General features: G+C 66.7%; 13 protein-coding genes and 1 pseudogene. 7 read left to right on the top strand and 7 right to left on the bottom strand.

The features are described from left to right. Window positions 1-49 precede the first annotated feature (49 nt). Entirely contained in the window at window positions 50-8,713 is an 8,664-nt protein-coding gene (locus NDW01_RS37695; RefSeq protein ID WP_252829189.1) for a golvesin C-terminal-like domain-containing protein, read from the bottom strand. Between the two features lie 975 nt (window positions 8,714-9,688). Between NDW01_RS37695 and NDW01_RS37690 the strand changes: the two genes are divergently transcribed. Both NDW01_RS37690 and NDW01_RS37685 read left to right on the top strand, forming a co-directional pair. Beyond that, complete coding sequence (locus tag NDW01_RS37690) at window positions 9,689-10,372, top strand: N-terminal phage integrase SAM-like domain-containing protein (RefSeq protein WP_252829188.1); 684 nt, start codon at window positions 9,689-9,691, stop codon at window positions 10,370-10,372. After that, window positions 10,269-10,691 (top strand): tyrosine-type recombinase/integrase, encoded by a 423-nt coding sequence (locus NDW01_RS37685; protein WP_252829187.1) that lies wholly within the window; start codon window positions 10,269-10,271, stop codon window positions 10,689-10,691. Before NDW01_RS37690 ends, NDW01_RS37685 begins: the two co-directional genes overlap by 104 nt. Before the next feature lie 290 nt (window positions 10,692-10,981). On the opposite strand, the gene NDW01_RS37680 is transcribed toward NDW01_RS37685, so the two are convergent. Beyond that, window positions 10,982-11,218, bottom strand: a complete 237-nt coding sequence (locus NDW01_RS37680) for a Fe-Mn family superoxide dismutase (RefSeq protein WP_252829191.1) — start codon at window positions 11,216-11,218, stop codon at window positions 10,982-10,984. A 30-nt stretch (window positions 11,219-11,248) separates the two neighbouring features. Here NDW01_RS37680 and NDW01_RS44100 point away from each other — a divergent pair, with 30 nt between their 5' ends. Beyond that, window positions 11,249-11,614, top strand: a complete 366-nt coding sequence (locus NDW01_RS44100; protein ID WP_308211861.1) for an AMP-binding enzyme — start codon at window positions 11,249-11,251, stop codon at window positions 11,612-11,614. Window positions 11,615-11,682: 68 nt separating this feature from the next. Here the strand turns inward: NDW01_RS44100 and NDW01_RS37670 are convergent. From NDW01_RS37670 to NDW01_RS37655, 4 genes and pseudogenes are all read right to left on the bottom strand, one after another. Then, window positions 11,683-12,317: pseudogene (locus NDW01_RS37670) on the bottom strand (IS30 family transposase); the annotation flags it as partial. 182 nt (window positions 12,318-12,499) lie between these two features. Beyond that, window positions 12,500-13,273: an ABC transporter permease gene (locus tag NDW01_RS37665; protein WP_252829186.1), complete on the bottom strand. Its 774-nt coding sequence runs from the start codon at window positions 13,271-13,273 to the stop codon at window positions 12,500-12,502. Beyond that, window positions 13,270-14,847 carry an ABC transporter permease subunit gene (locus tag NDW01_RS37660; protein WP_252829185.1) on the bottom strand — a complete coding sequence of 526 codons (1,578 nt, stop codon included), beginning with the start codon at window positions 14,845-14,847 and terminating at the stop codon, window positions 13,270-13,272. Before NDW01_RS37660 ends, NDW01_RS37665 begins: the two co-directional genes overlap by 4 nt. Next, complete coding sequence (locus NDW01_RS37655; RefSeq protein WP_252829184.1) at window positions 14,844-15,779, bottom strand: ABC transporter ATP-binding protein; 936 nt, start codon at window positions 15,777-15,779, stop codon at window positions 14,844-14,846. The genes NDW01_RS37660 and NDW01_RS37655 overlap by 4 nt, the downstream gene beginning before the upstream one ends. Window positions 15,780-15,966: 187 nt before the next feature. Between NDW01_RS37655 and NDW01_RS37650 the strand changes: the two genes are divergently transcribed. The 3 genes from NDW01_RS37650 to NDW01_RS37640 all read left to right on the top strand — a co-directional run bounded on the left by NDW01_RS37650 (window position 15,967) and on the right by NDW01_RS37640 (window position 18,146). Then, window positions 15,967-16,629, top strand: a complete 663-nt coding sequence (locus NDW01_RS37650; protein ID WP_252829183.1) for a response regulator transcription factor — start codon at window positions 15,967-15,969, stop codon at window positions 16,627-16,629. Between the two features lie 50 nt (window positions 16,630-16,679). Beyond that, window positions 16,680-17,729, top strand: a complete 1,050-nt coding sequence (locus NDW01_RS37645) for a sensor histidine kinase (protein ID WP_252829182.1) — start codon at window positions 16,680-16,682, stop codon at window positions 17,727-17,729. 150 nt (window positions 17,730-17,879) lie between these two features. After that, entirely contained in the window at window positions 17,880-18,146 is a 267-nt protein-coding gene (locus NDW01_RS37640; protein WP_252829181.1) for a hypothetical protein, read from the top strand. 691 nt (window positions 18,147-18,837) lie between these two features. On the opposite strand, the gene NDW01_RS37635 is transcribed toward NDW01_RS37640, so the two are convergent. Then, window positions 18,838-19,407 carry a TetR/AcrR family transcriptional regulator gene (locus NDW01_RS37635; protein WP_252829180.1) on the bottom strand — a complete coding sequence of 190 codons (570 nt, stop codon included), beginning with the start codon at window positions 19,405-19,407 and terminating at the stop codon, window positions 18,838-18,840. Window positions 19,408-19,491: 84 nt separating this feature from the next. On the opposite strand from NDW01_RS37635, the gene NDW01_RS37630 reads away from it, so the two are divergent. After that, window positions 19,492-20,412 (top strand): NADP-dependent oxidoreductase, encoded by a 921-nt coding sequence (locus NDW01_RS37630; protein WP_252829179.1) that lies wholly within the window; start codon window positions 19,492-19,494, stop codon window positions 20,410-20,412. Window positions 20,413-20,436 lie beyond the last annotated feature (24 nt).

Below are 20,436 nucleotides of genomic sequence, written 5' to 3'. Positions count from 1 at the left end.
TTGGACGGGGACCCACCGCAGCCGATCGTAGGGTCAGAGTCGACTATACCTAGATAGTCCCCGGTGTACACGGCGCAATATGATACGACTCTCTTGGATCACACGGGGGAGGCTGCCAGCCCGGCCGCCATGGATTCTCGTTCCAACCATACTCGTAGAGCATGTAAAGGTCACCCACAGCGCCCAGGCCGCCCAGCAGCTTCGAACCGATTCTGCCGACGCCGCCGACGCCGCGCGGTCCCTCCGCGTCACCGGAAGACCTGGGGACCATATCCTCGGCCTTTATACCTCGACCGGCGACATACTTCTCAGAGACGTCCGTCGATGGGCCGTATGGAATCGCCTTTTTGCCGGCCGCTTGATAAACGATGGAAGCGCCAGTATCCTCAGCCTCCTTCTCGAGCGCGACGTCACAACCTTTAGATCCAGGGCACGGGTTGCTAGACTCGTCTGCCCCATTTGTCAATATTACCAGCGTATTCCCTTCGCGAAGATAACCCTTATCTTTATAGTATTTCATTATGCGCTTTTCCACATGAGTATCCCGCCCGTCATGTTCCCCCAGACCTTCGTTCGTCTTTCCGCTGAAGAAAGTCGGATCGAAAGCGATAACTTTTCCTTGTTCATTGTAAACGATCGCGGTGGCCCGCATGGTAGTGCGTGATACCGTTAGTTTATCTGGGTCCTTTCCGATAGACCTGTAGGCCGCCTTGAACAGCGATTCCCAGCTCGTGTCTCCACCATCAGGACGCTGGTTGGGCGCGCAGGCATTATCGCCGCCAGAACCAGCACTTGAACCACAGATGTTGTGACCGTCGAGTTCGATGCTCGTGATGGGATTACCACCACCGAACGCATACCGGTTGGCGGTGAACGGATCGGTCGTCAGGTTCTGATCGTCGAGGGCACCGCTGTAGCTGTCTCGGGTGAGGAATTGGTTGAGGCCGGGGTCGTAGTCGCGGAAGCCCATGTCGTAGGTGCTGGAGCTAGAGTCCCAGCGCTTGGCCTCGTACCGGTAGGCGTTGTAGGGCTCCTTCGTGGGGTCGGTGGGGTCGGGTTTGTCGATGCCGGTGGTTTCGGCGTCGTCGGCTTGGCCATAGGCGGTGTAGCCGTAGGTGGCCTTGGTGTCGCCGGATGAGTCGGTGAGGGTTTCGACGTCGGTGTGGTCGTTGTAGCCGTAGTAGGCGTCTTCCTTAGACCCGTCAGTGTTTGTTTTGACCTGGGAGAGGCGCTGGCCCCATGGGGAGTACTGGTATGACTTGGTGATCGTTCCGGCGACGTCCTCGTTAAGGACCTGGCCGGACAGTCCCAGGTAGCTGTAGTTGGTGGTCTTCTCGTTCGCCCCGCCTGGGTCGGTGGTCTTCGACTGAGTGCGATCGAGCGGGTCGTAGGTGTACTTGGTGGCCACCAGGGAGCCGGCTGAGTTCTGCTGCTCGTGCTGGGCGATGCGGTCGAAGCCGTCGTAGGTATTGCGTTCGATGACCTTGCCTGCGGCGGTGACGGTGTCCAGGCGGCCGAACGGGTCGTAGTTGTAGTTCGCAGTCGTGCCGCCCGTGGCGGAGGTGAGCAGGCGGTTGCGGTCGTAGGTGAGCGTCGTCGTGGTGCCCTTGAGGGTCTGGGAGACGACGTTGTTGTTCGCGTCGTGGAGGTAGGTCTCGGTGTCCGAGCTGGCGCCGGTCTTGGTGACCTGGGCGATCCTGTCGAGCGGGTCGTAGGTGTAGTCGGTGGTGGTGTTGAGGTACGCCGCATGGTTGTCGGCGTTCATCGTTGTGGCGACGTCTTGGGTCTTGTTGCCGTTCGGGTCGTAGCTGTAGGTGTGCTCGGAGACGATCGTCCCGTTCGGCTTCTTCTCCACCTGGTGCTGCAGGGACCCGTCGAGGAAGTAGTCCGCATCGACGGTGTTGCCGTTGCCCTTGGTCTCGATGTCCCGCTGACCACGGTTCGTGTAGGTGAACGTGGTCACCTTCGGCGACGTGTCGGTGGATGAGGCCTTGTCGGTGATCTTTGAGACCAGGTCGCGGGCGTCGTACTCGTACGTCGCGGACTCATCGTCGTGACCGCGGGTGGCTGGTTCGCCGTTCTCGTTGTAGGTGTAGATGGTGGTGTGCTTGACCGTCCCGGCGGCTTTTTCTTCGACCTTGGAGACCTGGTTGAGCCCGTCGTAGGTGACCGCGTAGGCGTCGATCTTGGTGCCGGGGCTGTTGTCGGTGATGTCGGTCAGGTTGCCGTTGGGGTCATAGCCGTAGGCGAAGTCGGTCTTTTCGTTGTCCGTGTCGCCGGAGTTGTCCCGCACCAGCTTGACCGCGTCCGCCAGCACGGTGCCGTTGGCGGCATCCGACAGGGTGACCTGCTGGCCGGTGCCGTCGCGTTTGAAGGTGTAGGACCCCAGGGAGACCCAGGTGCCGCCGCCGGTGCTCTGGTCGACGGTCTTGGCCATGGTGCCGCCGGAGCCGTCGCGCACGGTGTAGGAGGCGTTCGTGGCCGCCCCGGAGACACCGTCGGGGTACTTGACGAACACCTGGTAGGTGCCGTCTTCGGGGATGGTCAGGTTCCAGGCGAAGGAGTTCGCCCCGGTCCCGGCCGCGTGGGTGGCGTAGTCATACCCCTGGAACCCGGTCCCGGCCGAGGCGGAGGTCCATGCGGTGCCGGTGTAGCCGGCGTTCTGGATGTCGGAATCGTCGGCGAGGACGACCTGCTGCCCGACGGGTACGCCGTCGTCGGTGCGGCCCTTGAGCTTGCCGTCGGGGTAGTAGGTCCAGCCCATGGTGCGGGAGGAGGACCCGCCGGCCGAGGTGAGGGTGCGGGAGGTCTGCTGGCCGAGCTCGTTGTAGTCGTAGCTGGTGACGATGTCCCACGGGTCGGTACTGGTCTTGGTCCAGCCGTTGTCGAAGTACGAATAGGTGGTGTCGTTGCGGACCGTCTGGCCGTTCGACGGCGGCGCGCTGACCTTGGCGAGCCGGCCGGCGTCGTCGTAGCTGTAGATGGTGGCGTCGGCGTGGTTGTAGCGGGCGTCGTTCGGGTCGTACGGGGTGAGTTTCTCCTTGACTCGGTTCAGCTCGTCGTACTGCGTCTCCTGGACGAAGTCATCGGCCACGCCGGTGGTGGCCACCCCGCGCGGGGTGATGACCTTGGTCTGGTTGCCGACCTGGTCGTACTCGAACTGGGTGATGTTGTCGCTGCCGCTAGCGTGGGGGACCGTGACCTGGGTGGGCTTGCCGCGGGCGTCGAGCGTGGCGCTGGTCTTGGTGCCGTCCTGGTCGTAGGTGGCCACCGTCAGGCCATCGCGGTCGTAGTCCGCCGAGGTGGTCTTTCCGGCGGCGTCCGTGGTGGTCTTGACCCGGTGGTTCAGGTCGTAGGTGTACTTGGTGGTGTAGTCGGTGGTGTCGGCGGTGGCGTTCTTACGCGGGTCGATAACCGTGGTGACGTTGCCGACGTCGTCGTAGGCGTAGGTGAGCGTGTCGCCCTTGGCGTTGGTGACCGAGGTCTGTTCGTAGAGTTCGTCGTAGCCGTAGCTGGTGACGTAGTCGGTGGTATCGGTGGTGGTCAGCGTGCCGTTCGGCTGTGTGACCTTGGTGACGTTGCCGGCCTTGTCGTACTCATAGCTGGTCGTGCGCTGCGGCGATGTCGAAGTATCCGGCGGCACCGTGCTCGAGGTGACCTGGTCGGCTTCGTCGTAGATCGCGGTGGTCACGGCGCCGTTGGGGGCGGTGGACTTGATGACATTGTCGTTGGCGTCGTACTCCGGCGCGGGCGTGGTGATGACCACGCCCGCGGCCTTGGGCACGGTCTTGTTGGTGGGCCGGCCGAAGACGTCGTAGTTCTGGGTCGTGTCGTGCTGATACGGGTCGGTGACCGTCGTGACCTGCCCGCGCACGTCGTAGACGTACTTGGTGGACTTGTTCAGCGGGTCGGTGATGGTCTGCGGATAGCCGTTGGGGTCGTAGTCCAGGTATTGGGTGGCGTGGCCGTTGGCGTCGGTGGCCTTGCTCAGCTGCCCGTACCCGTCATAGGCGCTGGTGCTGGTGTAATCCCCGGCAGTGGAGGTGGCGTTGCCGTCCGGGTCGGTGACCGACGTCAGGTTCCCCAGCGAGTCGTAGCCGAAGGTGAACAGGCGGCCCTCGGGGCTCTGTTTGGAGATCAGGTCGGCGAAGTGGCCGCCCAGTCCGGTCTGGTAGCCGAACGTGGTACCTGCGGTGCTGTTCTTGTTCGCCTCGGCATCCTTGGAGCTGGTCGGATAGCCGGTCAGCGGGTCATAGGTCCAGGTGGAGACGGCGCCGTTGTCCTCCTCCAGGCGGGTGACGTTGTTGTCGGCGTCCCACCCGAGCTTGGTCACCTGGCTCTTTGCGTTCGTCAGCTGGGTCGGCCGCCCGTACCCGTCCATCACGTACGTCGATACGTGCGTCTGCGGGTCGGTAACGACCGCTTGGATGGTGGAACCGGAGGTGCCGTCGGGGTCGGTGTAGGCGAACCCGGTGTCGTAGCCGAGCCGGTCGGTGACGGTCTTCAAATTCCAGTGGAACTTCGGGTCATCCCCGGTCTGGGGGTAGTAGTAGTCGAGCTTGGTGTCATGGCCCCGCGGGTCGGTGACCTTCACCAGCTTGACGTTCTTGTTGCCCTGGGTGGCGTCGTAGGTGAACTTGAACGTCTTGGCCTGGGAGTCGCCTGCGCCGTCGACCATCTTGGCCATCAGGCCCTGGGTGGTGTAGGTGAAGGTGATCGTGCGGCCGGAGATGTCGGTGACCGATTTGACGTGGTCGATGATGTGCGGGTTCGTCAGGTTCGAATCGGAAACCTCGTTGCCCGCGTCATCGATGTAGGTGTAGTCGTCGCCCTTGGCGTAGTAGGTGAGGGTGAGCGACTGCCGGCCCGCCGGGTCGGTGATGTAGGTCAAAAACTTGATCGGCTTGTTGTTCGACTTACGGGCCGCGTACGTGTAGGTCTGGGTGTTGCCGTTCTTGTCGACGATCGCCGACAGGTACCCATCACAGTCGTAGAAGAACTGCGTACGATCCGGGCGGGTCATCACCCAGGCCCGGGATTCTTCGGTCTTGTTGTCGCACACAACCTGGCGTTGCAGGTAGTAGTGCACGCCGGCCGGCGCCTTCCACTCCCCCGCCCCGCCGTTGGCGGACGCGTCCCAGGTGAAGGTGTGGCTGGTGCCGTCCCCATCGGTCATCGTGACCGTGGTCGGATCGGGGTTGGGGTGGAAGTCCAGCGGCGACCCCAGCCTCGTGGGCGCGGCGGCCTGCAGCGACCAGCCCGACCCCATCGCCGAATCAGAGGTGTCCTGGGAGTTGTAGGCCATCCGGACGAAGGTGGAGATGCCGCGGCCGGGGTTGTTGATCGGGTTGTAGGACCAGACCGCGTTCCCGGCGTACAGGTTGTTCATCACGGTGGCGCCGGCACCGGTGTTCTTGCCCGCGTACTGGTAGAACTTCTCCAGCCCCAGCTGGTTCGAGGTCGGGTCCTCCACCGCGACGGCCTGGTCGAGGGATCCGATGCCGTTGGAGGCCGACAGCCATTGGCCGGTGGTCTTGTCGTACAGGTCCCAGTGCAGGACGTAGTCGGTGCGCTTGTTCCCCGAATCGGACTGGATCGGGGTCTTCAACTGGGCTGCGACGGTGACGGTGTCGCCGGGGACGATGTCCTTGGGCAGCGCCGTCTGCAGCTGGTTACCGCCGTTGGTGACGTCGGTGCCGTCGGGGAGGGTCCACCGGTAGGACAGGACGTAGTCGGCCTTGGTCCACGTCGTGGCGGTCGTGTCGGACAGATCGACGTTGATCGTGTACTGGTCACCGGGGATCATCCGCGACGGCGTGTACGGCGCGTAGTACGTCGAGTCGGTGCCGGTGTCCAGGTAGGTGACGAACAACTGCGGCCGCAGATCCGGCTCATCCGCCTCACGCGACAGGAAGGTCGTGTGTTCGGCCGGGCTGGTGTCATTCGCCAGCCGGAACAACACCCCATGATTCGTTGACGGCGTGGTGACCCAGGACTGGGCGAGTGAGGTGATGGGGAAGGTGCGCCGGGCCGGGTCGTTGGTGATCGGGCCGAAGCTTCCCGCGACCGTGCTGTTGTAGTCTCCGCCCGCCGTCGTCCAGGCCGTCGTCGATGTGGCGTTCTTCCACGTCGCGCTGGTCTCGCTGAAATCGCGGGTCAGGCCGTGCACGTCGTAGGTGGCTTGGGCGTTGCCGGTCATCCCGGCCGACCACAACGCCACCCGGCCATCCACGACCTTTGCGCTGGTGGGGATGTCGGTCATCGCGGGGAACTTGATGACCGAGTGGGTCACCCCGTAGGTGCCCGAGTCGTTGCCGACCGACAGCCACGCCTGCCCGGCCAGCTTGTCCTCATTCGTCGTCGACTGCGTCGACGACAACGTCGTGTCCGCGGAGGCCGGGTAGACCTTCACGGTGCGGCCGGCCTTGGGCAGCCGCACGATCTGCGTCGGCCCGGGGATGACCTGCCCGTCTTTGGTCTTGACCGCGACCATGTAGTAGTACAGGTTCCCGTACGGGTCGGCCGAGTCCGCTGGCGTCGGCGTCGCGGTGGTGTCGCTGAAGGCGGTGGTGTTCTTATCCACCGGCGCCACCAACGTGGCCGCTGACGGGGTGAAGTCCTGGTAGATGCTGCGGTGCACCTGGTACTCGACGATGTCATCCCCGCTGGAGCTGGACGGGTCGGTGTAGGTCGGCCAGGTCAGATCCGCACCTGTGGAGTGAATGGTGGTGGGCTCGTTGACCGCCACGCCGTTGCGGCCGTAGGTGATGACCAATTTCGGGTACTGCGCCGTCTCGCCGTTGTAGGCATAGACACTGCCCTCATACCGCGGCCCGCCCATCCCGAGCGTCGCCTCATCGGCGGCCTTGAGCACGAACCCGTAGTTGGGATTGGTGCCATCCACCCAGGACTGCACGATGTTACGGACCGCGAAGGAGTGCCAGTGACTGCCCTGATCCCCCGCCGGGCGGACCACACTGCCGTTCTTCGTCCAGCGGACCGCGTCCGCGATCACCGACGTCGACGACGACGCCGGGCCATCGCCCAGGACGACCTTTCCGGCTGACCCGGCCGCGAACGGGTGCGTGCCCAAGGACGCCCAGACTCCGTTCGTCCCGGACTGCTGATTCACCGCATACGACGCGGTCCCGCCGTTGTAGGTCACCGTGTACGGGGCGTTGGTCGCCCGGTCGTTCGCCGCGACGTAATGCGTCTCGACCTGGTAGTCGCCGCCTTCGGCGAGCGTCGGCCACCAGGTATAGGTGTCCCCGGTGACGTCGTCCTTGTTGTACAGGTAGTCACCGTTGTAGCCGTACTGCGCCAGCGTGCTCGTCGAGGCCGGCCAGGAACCCTTCGCCGCCGTGTGCCCCGACACGCCGTTGTCGACGTAGACCCGGTAATAGCCCAGCTCACCGACGTTGTTACTGGCGTTGCTCCAGTTCGCGGTCGTCTCATCCCAGGCTGTGGTGGCCCGGTGCGCCTCGATCGTCACGGCGGAGCTGTTGCTGGTGTGGGTCTGGTCGTAATACATCTGCAGATCCGCCGACAGGACGTGCGTGCCGGCCGGGATCCCGGTCATCGGGAACTTCACCAGCGACCGCGCCACACCCCCCGGCGTCGTGCCCACCGACAAGCGCCACGACGACTCATAATTCGAGGTCGGCGTGTCCGACTCGATCATCACGTCCTGGGAGTCTTCGGGCAGCGGCTGCAACACGACCGTCGGATCGATCACCACCGGGTAGACCCGCTTCGGGTCCTTCAGCCATTTCTGGTCGGCCGAGACGGTGATGTGCAGCAGGCCGGCCTTGGCGTCCCAGCGCATCGACTGGGACACCTTCGGGCTCCACGCCTTCCCATACGGAGAGGCCGCATCGTTCCGGGCGTCGGTCATGAACGGCCTGGGCATCACCAGCACCGGCGGGCCGTCGAACCCGCCTCGGTAGAACGCGATCGCCCCATCCGGCCGCTGCCAGGCCCGCAACCCCGCCGCCTGCACCGCGAACGACCACGACGCCACCATCGGGGCCTTGGCCAAGACGATGCTTTCCTTCAACGCGTTCGGCTGCACCGTGTAGGTCAGATCCGCCCCACCGGCGGCACCCGCGTAGGTGACGGTGTTGCGATCCGCCTTCGGCGTGACCGAACCCGCACCCTCGGGGCCGAACGTCAACGACGCGCCGCCACCGGCGTCGAACCGCACCAGCCGCCCGGCCTTCGACCCGAACAGGCTGCGGAAGCTGTTGGTGGCGTTGCCGTAGGAGAACCCGCCCGCATCACTCTTGGTGACCTGGGTGTCGATCGGTTTCCACCCGTGACCGGCCCGGTAGTTCACCTGCTGCGCGGAGATCTCCGCCTGAACCGAACCGTCCGAGAGCTTGTAGTACCGGGCGTTGGCGGTCCGCCGGCCCGTCAACTCCCCCACCCGCTTGGCCGGCGGCATCTTCCGTCCCTTCGGCACCGGCTCCTGGCGCGGAACCCCACCGACCTTCAGATCCCGCTGCTTGGGCGCCTTCTTGCCCTCGTGCAGGCCCCACAGCCGGTCCCACCAGTTCCGCTTGCTCGCCGGCTTCCAGTCCCCACCCGCCTGCGCCCCCGGCGGGCGTGCCGTCTCCGCCCGCGCGGGCAACGCCGGGGTCAACGCCACCACCAGCGTGAGGACCAGCACCCGCGCCGGCCAATTCCACCGTTTGATCCACAGCAACCGGCTCACCGACAAACTCCACTCTCGCCAAGGCAGGCGAAAACAGGCACGCCAAAATGACGCACCGGGATCCCGAATATGGAATAGGGTGAAAGATTGATAAGGGCTGACAGGTCAGAGGGGATGGCGTCGCTTCAACGCCGCCGGTTCACGTCGGACCACGAGCAGGCGGAACAGCCCTGACCACCAGACCCTCCCTGAGCGACCGAGCCGCGCGGGACAGGCCAGGCGGCGATCAACAAACGAACGGATCATCACCCGGCAGCAAAGAACCAGTCAAGACCAGTCAAAGCAGGCAAACAGGAGCGGGTGACCCCCTTTGGGAAAAGGCATAAAAATCCCCTGCTTAAAGCGCGCTGCCTCGACGGCATGTCACACCGTCGGGCAGTAATGGCAGGATCCGGCCAAACACCACCTCAGAGATCAACAGAGCGCGCGCAAGCCCATGCGATCCGTGACGGAATATCAGACGGACAGCGGCCACGAACGGCCACATCCGGCCCAGCCTCAACATCACAGCCGGTCCGCATCACATACCGAAAACCCGGTCACTCACCGGTTGCCCTCATCCGGCGGTCAGCGGGCACCTTCGACGGCACCCGCGACCGTGTGTTCGAGCCCTCTCATACCGAGCCTGAGCCGCCCTCGGGGAACGCCGGGCATGGGCGCATGCTGGCCGTAGCCGCACACCACACCTACCCGGGGGGCAATCATGGACACGAAAGGATCGATCTACAAGCAATGCGGGTGCCGCACCAGCGCGGGAACCCAACTCGGCCGACGATGCCCGAAGCTGCACCGACGGGGTCACGGGAGTTGGTACTACACCCTGGACATCCCCGCCGGGCTCAGCACCGGCCGCCGCCGCATCCGGCGAGGCGGCTTCCCCACCCGCGCAGCGGCCACCCAGGCACTGCAACAGCTGACCACGCCGGAATCAGGTGATCCGCATGGACGGTTGCTGAGCACGGGCAGTGGCTGCACATGTGGCTGACCAGCCGCATCTCACTACAACCATCGACGCTGCGCGGGTACGCCAGCCACGTCAACGACTACCTGTATCCCCACCTGGGCATCATCCCGCTGCGGGATCTTGACATCCGGGATCTGCAGCAGATGTTCACTGTGATCCTGCGTGGTAGCTCAGCGTCGGGGCGACCAGGGACCGCCGCCACCCTCAAACGCATCCACGCCACGTTGCGCACCGCGCTGAACGCCGCCGTCCGCGAACGACTCATCACCGACAACCCCGCCCGCTACGTCGAACTCCCGCCCGCCCGGCGCCCACACGCGGTGGTATGGATCGACGCTCAGATCACCCACTACCACCAGACCGGCATCCGCCCCGCCGTGGCGATCTGGACCGCCGCCCAAACCGCCCGTTTCCTCCACCACATCGCCGACCACCGCCTCTACGCCGCCTACCACCTCATCGCCCTGCGGCGTCTGCGCCGCGGCAAGGCCGCCGGACTGCGCTGGTGCGACCTGGGCGCCGCCACCGCCACCGCCATCGGCATCGGCATCAAGCCGAACTCGCCGCCCTGGCACCGACGGCGGCGGGTACGTGTTCACCAACACCTGCAGACGTCCGCTCGGTCCCGACGGCCTGTCGGTCAACTTCGCCGAACTTCTCGCCACCAGCGGGCTGCCTCCGGTCCGCCTGCATGACCTGCGGCACGGGGCGGCCAGCCTGGCCCTGCAGGCGGGTGCCGACCTGAAAGTCGTCCAGGACCAGCTCGGGCACTCCAGCATCGTGCTGACCGCCGACACCTACATCGCCGTCGTGCCCGAGATCGCCCGCAAAACCGCCGAAGACGTCGCCCGGCTCATCCTGAGCGCCGGACGCTACGCACCCGGAGCACACACACCACCCACGCCGCCCCGGCGCACGCCCGCTCGTCCGAATCAACATTCCGCGTGGCCGCGTCCTCGGCCCGTGCCGAGGCGGACGGACACCAACGCTACGGGGCCGACCATGCCAACCTGAGGGCGGGTCTGACCCCACCATGGCCTCACCGTGGCCCCACCACGAACACCACGACTCCGCCCAGGCAGGTGAAACCCCAGGTCAGGGCTGGTAGGGCGCCTGGGACTCGAACCCAGAACCTATGGATTAAAAGCGGCGAGCGCGTCGGTGGCCTTCACCGGGGACGCGCCCCGGTGAAGGGTGATGTCGAGCAAACACTAGGATCCGCTGGAAGACGGTGAGGCGGCGGCGCCCCCGGAACCGGCTGGGACTGTTTCGGAGCATGAAGCCGGTTCGGGAGGCGTCGCGGTCTATTTCGCCCGGGCGGCGTCGAAGCGGGCGGTGACGTCGGTCCAGTTGACCAGCGACCACAGCTTCTGCACGTAATCGGGCCGGACGTTTGCGTCGAACACCAGCAGCGGTGTGGTGTTCATCCCAACGTTGCCGTGGTGGTCATAGACCTGCTCGACCACCAAGCGACGGCTTAGCGGCTCCCACGTCAGCACACCCCACCCCAAGCCCTGCACCGTCGAGGTCGCACTCGACAGCTGCTTGGCGAAGGAGTCGAAGGAGCCGAAGTGCTCATCGATCGCCGCGACCTAGTCCGCCGGACGCCGTCGGGAAACCAGGAAGTCGTCGGACGGATCAAGGACCAGATCAACCGGGGTGGAGAGAAGATCGCCGCCACCGAGGTGGAGGAGCACCTCCTCATCCATCCGGCGATCACCGCGGCGGCACTGGTCGGCGCCCCGGACGCCCAGTGGGGCGAACGGTCGGTGGCCTTCCTGGTCTGCCAGGGTCAGGTACCCGGCACCCGGGAACTGGCCTCTTTTCTCAGCCAGCGCGGACTGGCCGCCTACAAGGCTCCCGACGACGTGATCGCAGTCGACCGGCTGCCGCTGACCGCGGTCGGCAAGATCGACAAGAACGCGTTGATCCAGTGATTGCCCCGGCTCTGACCTCTACCAGACGGACTGCCCGAAGGTCGTCCGCCGCAGCCGGGCCGGAGCCGCTTGGCCCGGGGGCCGCCGTGACCGTCCATGGGCGGTAGGTGCAGCAGCATCATGAACCGGGTGGTGCGCTCGACAAGGGTGCCGATCACGGAGCTGTCCAGTCCGAGGACGAGGTCACCTTCCCAGCGTCCGGGCACCGCGCGGTCCTCAGCCTCGGCGGGGCGTTGGCTGATCATCACTTCTTCGGCGACGAACTTCTTGCCGCGCTGGCGAGTACGGGCGCGCGGGACGCGCAACGCCCGCCCAGTGCGCAGGCAGGCGGTCAGTTCGCGCTGCAGCGCGCCGCGGCCGTGGACATACAGCACCTGGTAGATGGCCTCGTAGGAGATGCACATCGTCACGTCCTCGGGGAAGTCGACCCAGGGCCTGCCCGCGATCTGCTCCGGACTCCAGCAAGTCGCCCCCGCCGGTCCTTGCGGCGACCGTGACGCCGCCCGATCCAGCGCGTCGGCGGCCCGTCGATCGTGCTGCCGTCCAGGGCGGTGACCATGCCGGCGAGCCTGTCTTGAACGTAGTCCCGGAGCCAGTCGTTACAGGCGAGTTTGGCGGTCTTCGGCCGTCGGGCGCGCTGGTCGGCGTGCCATTCAGTTGTCGAGTCCAGCGGGTCGGGTGGCGTCCCAGTGGTTTTGGTTGCGATCAGGGTGATGTGGTGCTGCCCGTCTCCGAGATGTATGGCCGGGCAGGCTTCCGTCTCTTGCGCCACCGCATCCTTCTCCAATAGGCCATCCTCCGTTACCACCGGAAGTGCGACAGAGCCGTTAATTGGACAGACCCGGGCGAGCAGCCACCGTGGATCGTGCGGGCCGCCGATGGTGGTCATGCGTCGCGCAGTCGCAGTAGGAGTGCGGCGATCAGGAGGGATGCGGCTGCCCATGCGGTGAGGACGCCGAGGCCGGCCCAGGGGGCGATGGGTTGGGAGTGGGGGTTGGTGGTGGCTTGGATGGCGAGTCCGGCGGTCATGGGGGCGATTTGTTCAATGTGGCGCCGTAGTGGCTCAGTGAAGGCTTGGGCGAGGAGTGGGGGTAGGTAGAGCAGGCCGAGCACGACGGCGATGGATGGGGCGGTGTCGCGGATGGCGGTGGCGACGCCGAGGGCGAGGAGGGCGATTAGGACGAGGTAGCAGACACTGCCGGAGGCGGCGCGCAGGGTTGGGCTGTGGCTGATTGTGATGAGTGGGTAGCCGTGGGCTGGGTCGAGGCCGGCGTCTGGGAGCATGAGGCGGCCGACGAGCAGGCAGCCGGTGACGGCGAGGATGCCGGCGGCGAGGGCGAGTGCTGTCGTGGTGGCGGCTTTGGCGGTGAGGAGGATAAGGCGGTGCGGCATGGCGGCGAGGCTGACGCGGATCATGCCGGTGTCGTATTCCTCGGCGATGGTCAGGACAGCGAATACCGCGATGACTGCTTGGCCAAGGTAGATGCCGGCCAGGGCGAGCTTGGTGGGATCCTCCTGGCCACTTTGTGGGGAGACGTGGGTGGCGGCGGCGCTGCCGGCGCTGACCGCGATGGTCACGGCGACGGCTCCGGTGAGGAGCCAGGCGGTGCCGCCTGTGGTGCGCGTCTTGGTCCATTCGGCTCGTAGTGCTTCGATCATGCGTCTCTCCGGCGCAGTACGACGGCGGCGATGCCGAGGGCGAGCGCTGCCCATGCGGTGAGGACGCCGAGGCCGGCCCAGGGGGCGAGCGGGTAGTAGCCGTTGGCGAAGGTGTAGGGGTAGTCGACTTGCGCCGATCGGGGCAGGGCTTGCAGCACCGACAGGCCGGCGGCCGGGGTGAGGCGATACAGCCACTGCACGGCGCCACCGGAGCTGATTGAGCCGATGATCGAGGGTAGAACGAATACCACGATGCCCGTGGCGACCGCGGCGGCGCTCCTGCGTGTGATGGCGCCGACGGCAAGCACGGCGACAGCGGTGACGGTGGCCAGGGCTGCGGTGCCGGCGATGATGCGCACTACGGTGGAGGCGCTGGCCGGGAAGACGTAGGCGCCGTTCGCCTGCAGGATGCGCTCGCCGAGGGAGATGGCGACCGTCGCGGCCGCGGCTGCGGTCACGAAGGCGACCGCTCCGATGACGGCGGCCTTGGCCGCGAGCACGCGGCGCCGACCGGGGATGGCCGCAAAGGTGATGCGGATCAAGCCGCGACGGTATTCGGCGGTGATGAACATGGTCGCTACCACGATGATCACGATCAGCGCGACGGTGAGCCCGAAGGGCAGGCTGCTGGCGGCCGTGTCCGCGCCAAGAAGCCCTTGGACGACGGCGGGGGCGATGTCTCCGGAGCCGCTGATGACAAGGGAACTGTCGGCGCGTTGGTAGCTGCCGACTCGCAGCGTCGGGTAGAAGTCCTGCTGGCGGGCTCCGATGCTCTGACCGTGCCAGGCGTTGGGCGTGGTGTGGCCGTCGATGATGGTGTGGTCGAAGGTGGCGGTGGCGAGGGTGCGTGAGCCGCTGGCCGATGTCTGGAAGGAGACCGGCGAGGTGACGAACAGCCCGACGTGGACGGTGACCGGCAGCCCGGTCAGGTGCGCGGCGCCGATCCGAGTCCACGTGGTGCCGTTGGTCGAGTCGTAGCCGGTGAGGGTGTCGCCGGTGCGGGTCAGGCGCAGCCAGCGCGGTGAACTGGTGGACACCGGTCCGGACCGGCCGGGATTGTCGTGGCTGTAGTTGTACTGGAAACGGTCGCCGTGGCCGCCGGTGGCCATCACCGCGGCGTAGGCCGATCCTTGCCGGGTGCTCGGCCGCGCGAGGATCCCGGCCTTGGCCCAGGCCGCCAAACCGGGGCGGGTTTGCTGCGCCTGAGACGGGGCGACATTGGTCATGGCGGTCGAGATGACGCCGGTCAGCGAGGTGACCTGGGTGGTGATGGTGCCGTCGCCTGTCAGCTGTCGGCCGACGGTGTAGTAGCTGTCGGCGACCGCTTGGCCGTTCGGTCCGGTCGGCACGAAGGGATGACCGGCCTTGCAGTTGCCGGCGCCGGTGCAGAAGTCGGTGTGGGTACCGTTGGCGACCAAGTAGGCGAACATGATGCACAGCAGGGCGGCTATGACTGGGGCGATCACCCAGCCGCGGACCGTGCGAAACTTGGTCCACTCGGCCCGCAGTACGGCCGTGAAGCGCGTCCGCTCGGGTGTGCCGGCCGATAGCGGTGACGCGCTGGTCCTGGTCATCGCTGCGCTCCCTGTCCCGCCTCGGTCCGGAACTCCGCCTCGCCGCTGGTGAGTTGGAAGTAGACGTCCTCCAGCGTCGCCCGCTGGGTGGTGACCTCGGAAAAGACCACGCCCGACTGCCCAAGAGCTTCCACAACCTGGCGGGCCGCAAGCCCGGAGACGCTCAGGGTGCTGTCGTCGAGGATCGTCGTCGCGCCCCCGGCACGATGCAGCACCCGGGCCGCCTCGGCCGGCGTCGGTGTCTGCAGCAGAACCTGCTCACCGGCGGCGCGCGCGAGGAGCTCATCGATGCCGGCATCGGCGAGGACCTTGCCGCGGCCGATCACCACGATGTGGTCGGCGATGCCCTGCAGCTCGCTCATCAGGTGGCTGGAGACGAGCAGGGCCCGGCCCTCGGCGGCGAGGGTGCGCAGCAGCTTGCGCATCCAGACGATCCCCTCCGGGTCCATGCCGTTGAACGGCTCGTCCAAGATGACGACCGGTGGGTCGCCGAGCATCGCCGCCGCAATGCCGAGGCGTTGGCGCATGCCCAGCGAGAAGCCGCCCGCCCTGCGGCGGGCCGCCGCGGCGAGGCCGACCAGCTCGAGCACGGCGTCGACCCGGCCGGCTTTCAGGGCCTGGGAACGGGCCAGCCACAGCAGGTGGTTGCGGGCGGTGCGGCTGGGTTGGACAGCGGCGGCATCGATCAGAGCCCCGACGTGGCGCAGCGGGTTCCGCAAGTCCTGATAGGGGTGTCCACCGACCCTGACGCGGCCCTCGTCGGGAGCGTCGAGACCGAGGATCACCCGGATGGTGGTGGACTTCCCCGCCCCGTTCGGGCCGATGAAGCCGGTCACCTTGCCGGGCGGGGCGGTGAAGGTCACGCCGCCGAGGGCCAGTGTGGGCCCGAACCGTTTGCGTAGACCGGTGACTTCGATGACTGCGTCGTTCACGTGCTCGTCCGTCCTTGTCTTGACGATTGCGCTCGACGTAGATGTACGACACGCCCGGTGTCAGCCCGGTGTCGGCCACCGACACCGCGCTGACACCTGGGCCCTGGCATCGTTGCGGTGATGGGATCCCGCCCCCGACCCGAGCGGGCGTGGCCGCCACCTTGGGGCAGCGGAACGGAGAACGTTCGTGAGAGTGCTAGTCGTCGAGGATTTCGAAATCCTGGCCCGCTCGATCGGCACCGGCCTTCGCCGCGAGGGCATGGCGGTGGACGTGGTCCTCGACGGCAACGATGCGCTGGAGCATCTGGCGGTCACCCGCTACGACGTCGTGATCCTGGACCGGGACCTGCCCGGGGTCCACGGCGACGAGGTGTGCAAGAGCATCGTGGCCGAGCGCTGCGGAAGCCGCGTACTGATGCTCACCGCAGCGAGCACCGTCAAAGACCGCGTCGACGGCCTCGACCTGGGCGCCGACGACTACCTGCCCAAGCCGTTCGACTTCTCCGAACTCGTCGCCCGCGTCCGCGCCCTGGGCCGCCGCTCCACGCCGGCAACGCCACCCACACTGAGCGAAGCGGACCTCACGCTGGATCCGAGCCGCCGAGTCGCCTTCCGCGCCGGGCGGCCCTTGGAGCTCAGCCCGAAGGAGTTCTCCGTCCTCGAATGCCTCCTCGCCTCCGGCGGCCGGGTGATCTCCGCCGAAGAGCTCCTCGAACGGGTCTGGGACGAAGCGGCCGACCCCTTCACCACCGCGGTCAAGACGACGATCCGCCGGCTGCGCGTCAAGCTCGGCGACCCACCGGTCATCCACACCGTCCGCGAAGGCGGCTACCGAATCGGAGATCTATGATGCGCGTACGTGAGAAGGTCGTGTCCCGACTCCGCCGCAGGCGGAGGCCCATGCTCCGGGCACAGCTCACCTTGCTGTACTCAGGATTCTTCCTCGGCCTGCTCGCCGCCGTGCTCCTCGCCACCAACCTGCTATATGGCCACACGGCCGCGCGGGCCCCCGCGAACGCCAGCCCCGGCACCGACCGGGTCGGCGGAAGCCATCAGTTCGAATTTGCTCCAGCCGCCATCGGCTTGGCCACCGCGCTCGTCGCGCTCACCGGAGCCTGGTGGCTGGCGGGACGATTCCTGCGCCCCCTGCGCGCCATCAACACCACCGCCCAGGAGATCTCCGCCACGAACCTCAACCGCCGGCTCGACCTCGACGGCCCAAACGACGAACTCACCGACCTCGGCAAGACCCTCAACGACCTCTTCGCGCGACTCGAGGCCTCCTTCGAGGCCCAACGCCACTTCGTGGCTAACGCCTCACACGAACTGCGCACCCCCCTCGCAGGACAACGAACCCTCCTGCAAGTCGCCCTCGCCGACCCCGAGGCCAGCACCGAAGCCCTGCGGATGGCCTGCGAACAGGCTCTACAACTCGGCGATCAGCAAGAACGCCTGATCGAGGCGCTACTCACCCTGGCAACCAGCGAGCACGGCGTCGAACAGTGGGAGCCGGTCGATCTCGACCAGATCACCGAAACCGTCATCGCCGGCCGCAGACAACAAGCCGAACACCGCGGCATCACCATCGATGCCGCACTCGGCCCGGCACCGACCACGGGCGACCCCAGACTCATCGAGCGGCTGGTGACCAACCTCGTCGACAACGCACTGCGCCACAACACGCCCGGAGGACAAGTCGAGATCACCACGAACTTGGTCCGAGACAATGCCTACATCGCAGTCAGCAACAGCGGCCCGGCAATCTCCCCCGCCGAGGTCGAGCGACTCTTCCAGCCATTCCAACAGGTCAGCAGCCAACGCGCCCGCCACACCGACGGCCACGGACTCGGCCTCACCATCGTCCGCGCCATCGCCCACGCCCACAGCGCCGTGCTGACCGCACGACCCAACCTCAATGGAGGCCTGCACGTCGAAGTGACCTTCCACTGACCATGTGCTGCGTTGGCACCGCGACCTGATCTCGCGTCGGCACGCTGCCCTGTCCCAGCCCAGAGGGTGGGGCCGGCCGCCGACGGTGCGTTCGATCCGTGTCCTGGTGCTGCGCCTGATCCGGGAGAATTCCGGGTGGAATATCGCCGCGTGCACGGTGAACTGCTCGTTCTCGGGGTGAAGGTGGCCGCCTCGACGGTGTGGGAGATCCTCAAGGACGCTGGTATCGATCCCGCACCCGAACTTGCCTGCAGCACGTGGGCCGGTTTCCTGCGCTCCCAAGCAGATGCCCTGCTGGCGGTTCGACGCCGTGATGGCCGATGCGGAGATCAGGGTGGTGCTTACCGGTGTGCGGATGCCGAGGATGAACGCCATCAGCCGGCTTCGTTCGCGAGAACTGACCGCGGTCGTTCGTGAGTTCTGACCGCACTCGGCGGCTGGAGCGGTGTTGTCGCGGTGATGAGGAGCTCGTGACGGCCGCCTTCGAGCGGTGGCTCACCGCCCGGGGCTGGAGCACACGCCCGACCAACCCTTGGATCGACCCGGACATCATCGCTGTCCGTGGAACCCAGCCCGTGTCGTCGCCGGGTCGTGTGTGCGTGAACCAAAAAATGACTGTCATACCCGGAGCCGAGTTGATGCAAGTCCATCTTGGACGAGTCTGACCACCGGCGGAGTGACGGACGAACCGGCATAGATCGGCAGCGGGAGCACCCATCTAGCACAAGAGCAGCGGACTCTTAATCCGCGGGTTCGGGGGTCAAGTCCCTGGCGGCGCACCCGTCCTGACCTGGGCGTTCTCGGTTCCACCGGGAACGCCCAGTGTCTTTTTTGTGGTGGTTTGGCGACGGTGGTTGCTCCATGGTTGCTCGCGTGCCGTGATCTTGCTAAATCCAAACCCCAAACACCACCCAAACAGCGGGTACCGCCACGCCCAGCGCCCCCTCCAGCGAACCGGCAGCGGATCACACGCCGTCCGAGGCCGGCAGACGACCCAACGCGGCGCATCCACGTCCTCGGTGTTACTGCCAACCCGCCGCACCACTGTCGCGGGCCTGATCCACGAGTCACGGCAGCCATCTCCGGCCTGTTCAAGGCAGTCGCCGCGTCAGCAGAAGGCTGTAGATGCTTGCACGTCGTCGAGTGCTTGTCGCGCGATCTTGCTGAAGTCCTCGCCGGCGCTCGTCCGGCTCCAGCGTTCGAAGGCGATCGAGGAGGCGAGCGCGCCGAGTTCTGCGGCCACGCGAGCGGTCAGGTCGGGAACGCCGCGTCGTTTGAGCGCGTCGGCCATTGATGCGATGAGAGCGAGGTTCTTGAGCGCTTCGCGTTCCTGAAGTTCGGGATTGGCGGCGATCACCGCCTGTCTGCGGGCGATGAATTCGCGGCGTGCGGGCGTGAAGACCTCTCTGCCGGCCGCGTCCAGCGCGTGCGCGACCGCTTCGAGCGGGGTGGCGGCCGCCGGGGCTGCGGCTACCGCCTTAGCGAGCAGTTCGTCCATCGTGCCGCGGCCGAAGAGCACCTCTCGTTTGTCCTGGAAGTGCCGGAAGAAGGTGGTTTTTCCCAGTCCCGCGCGCTGTGCGATGTCGATCACAGTGGTGTTCTCGTAGCCGCGCTCGGCGAACAGGTCGAGGGCGGCCTGGGCGAGCCGTTCTGCTGCGTTCGGTTCCCAACGAGGCATAAGCAGAGTGTACGGGACTTGGTTCCGTAACGCCTGCTATGGTGATGGAACCAAGTCCCGTTACCCTTTGTGAGGAGTCGGCCAGTGAGCCGAGCTGTGATCTACGAAGCGTTCGGCGGCCCCGAAGTGCTGGAGCTGCAGGAGGTTCCCGAACCGCACGCCGGCCCGGGTGAGGTTCGCGTGCACGTGACGGCTGCCGGGCTGAACCCGATGGACTGGGGTATCGCCGCGCGGCCAGAGTCGGCGGCGCGGTTCGGCATCACCGTGCCGTCCGGCTTCGGGTCCGACCTTGCCGGCGTCATCGACGAGGTCGGCGACGGCGTCACGGGCTTTGCCGTGGGCGACCGCGTCTACGGCGGCGCCCTGGGCAGGGCGGTCGCCGACTTCGTGGTGGTCAGGCCCCCTGTCGATGCGCTCTGGCATACGCCGGAGGGCATCAGCGATGAGGTGGCGAGCACGCTTCCGGTGGCCGGCCTCACCGCCGCCGCCGCCCTGGCGGCGATCGGCCCGCGGCCCGGCGACACCGTCCTGATCGGGGGAGCCGCCGGCGGCGTGGGCGTGTTCGCCGTGCAGCTCGCCAGGCTCGCCGGCGCGACCGTGATCGGCACCGCCTCGCCGGGCACGTTCGAGTTTCTGCGGCAGGTGGGCGCCGAGCCGGTGGCCTACGGCGCCGGGCTGGCGGACCGGGTCCGGGCACTGGCGCCCGGCGGGGTGACCGCCGCGACCGACCTGTTCGGCACGGAGACGGCCGAGGCCGCGCTGGCGCTCGGCGTGGCGCCCGAGCGGATCTCCACGGTCGCCGCGGGCCCCAACCCTCCCGGCGGCGTACGCGCCACCGGCGCCATCGATGCGGCGACGGACGCCCTGGAGCAGATCACCGACGCGATCCTCGCCGGCGAACTCACCGTTCCCATCGCCGCGGCCTTCCCGGTCGAGAAGATCCGCGACGCCGTGACGCTGCAGGCCGGACGCCACGTCCACGGCAAAGTCGTGGTCACGCTGTGACCGCACCTGAAAGACCTCACGTGG

Source organism: Actinoallomurus soli (genome assembly GCF_024055715.1).
Lineage (GTDB): Bacteria > Actinomycetota > Actinomycetes > Streptosporangiales > Streptosporangiaceae > Actinoallomurus > Actinoallomurus soli.
This window is presented reverse-complemented; position numbering and strand designations above follow the sequence as displayed.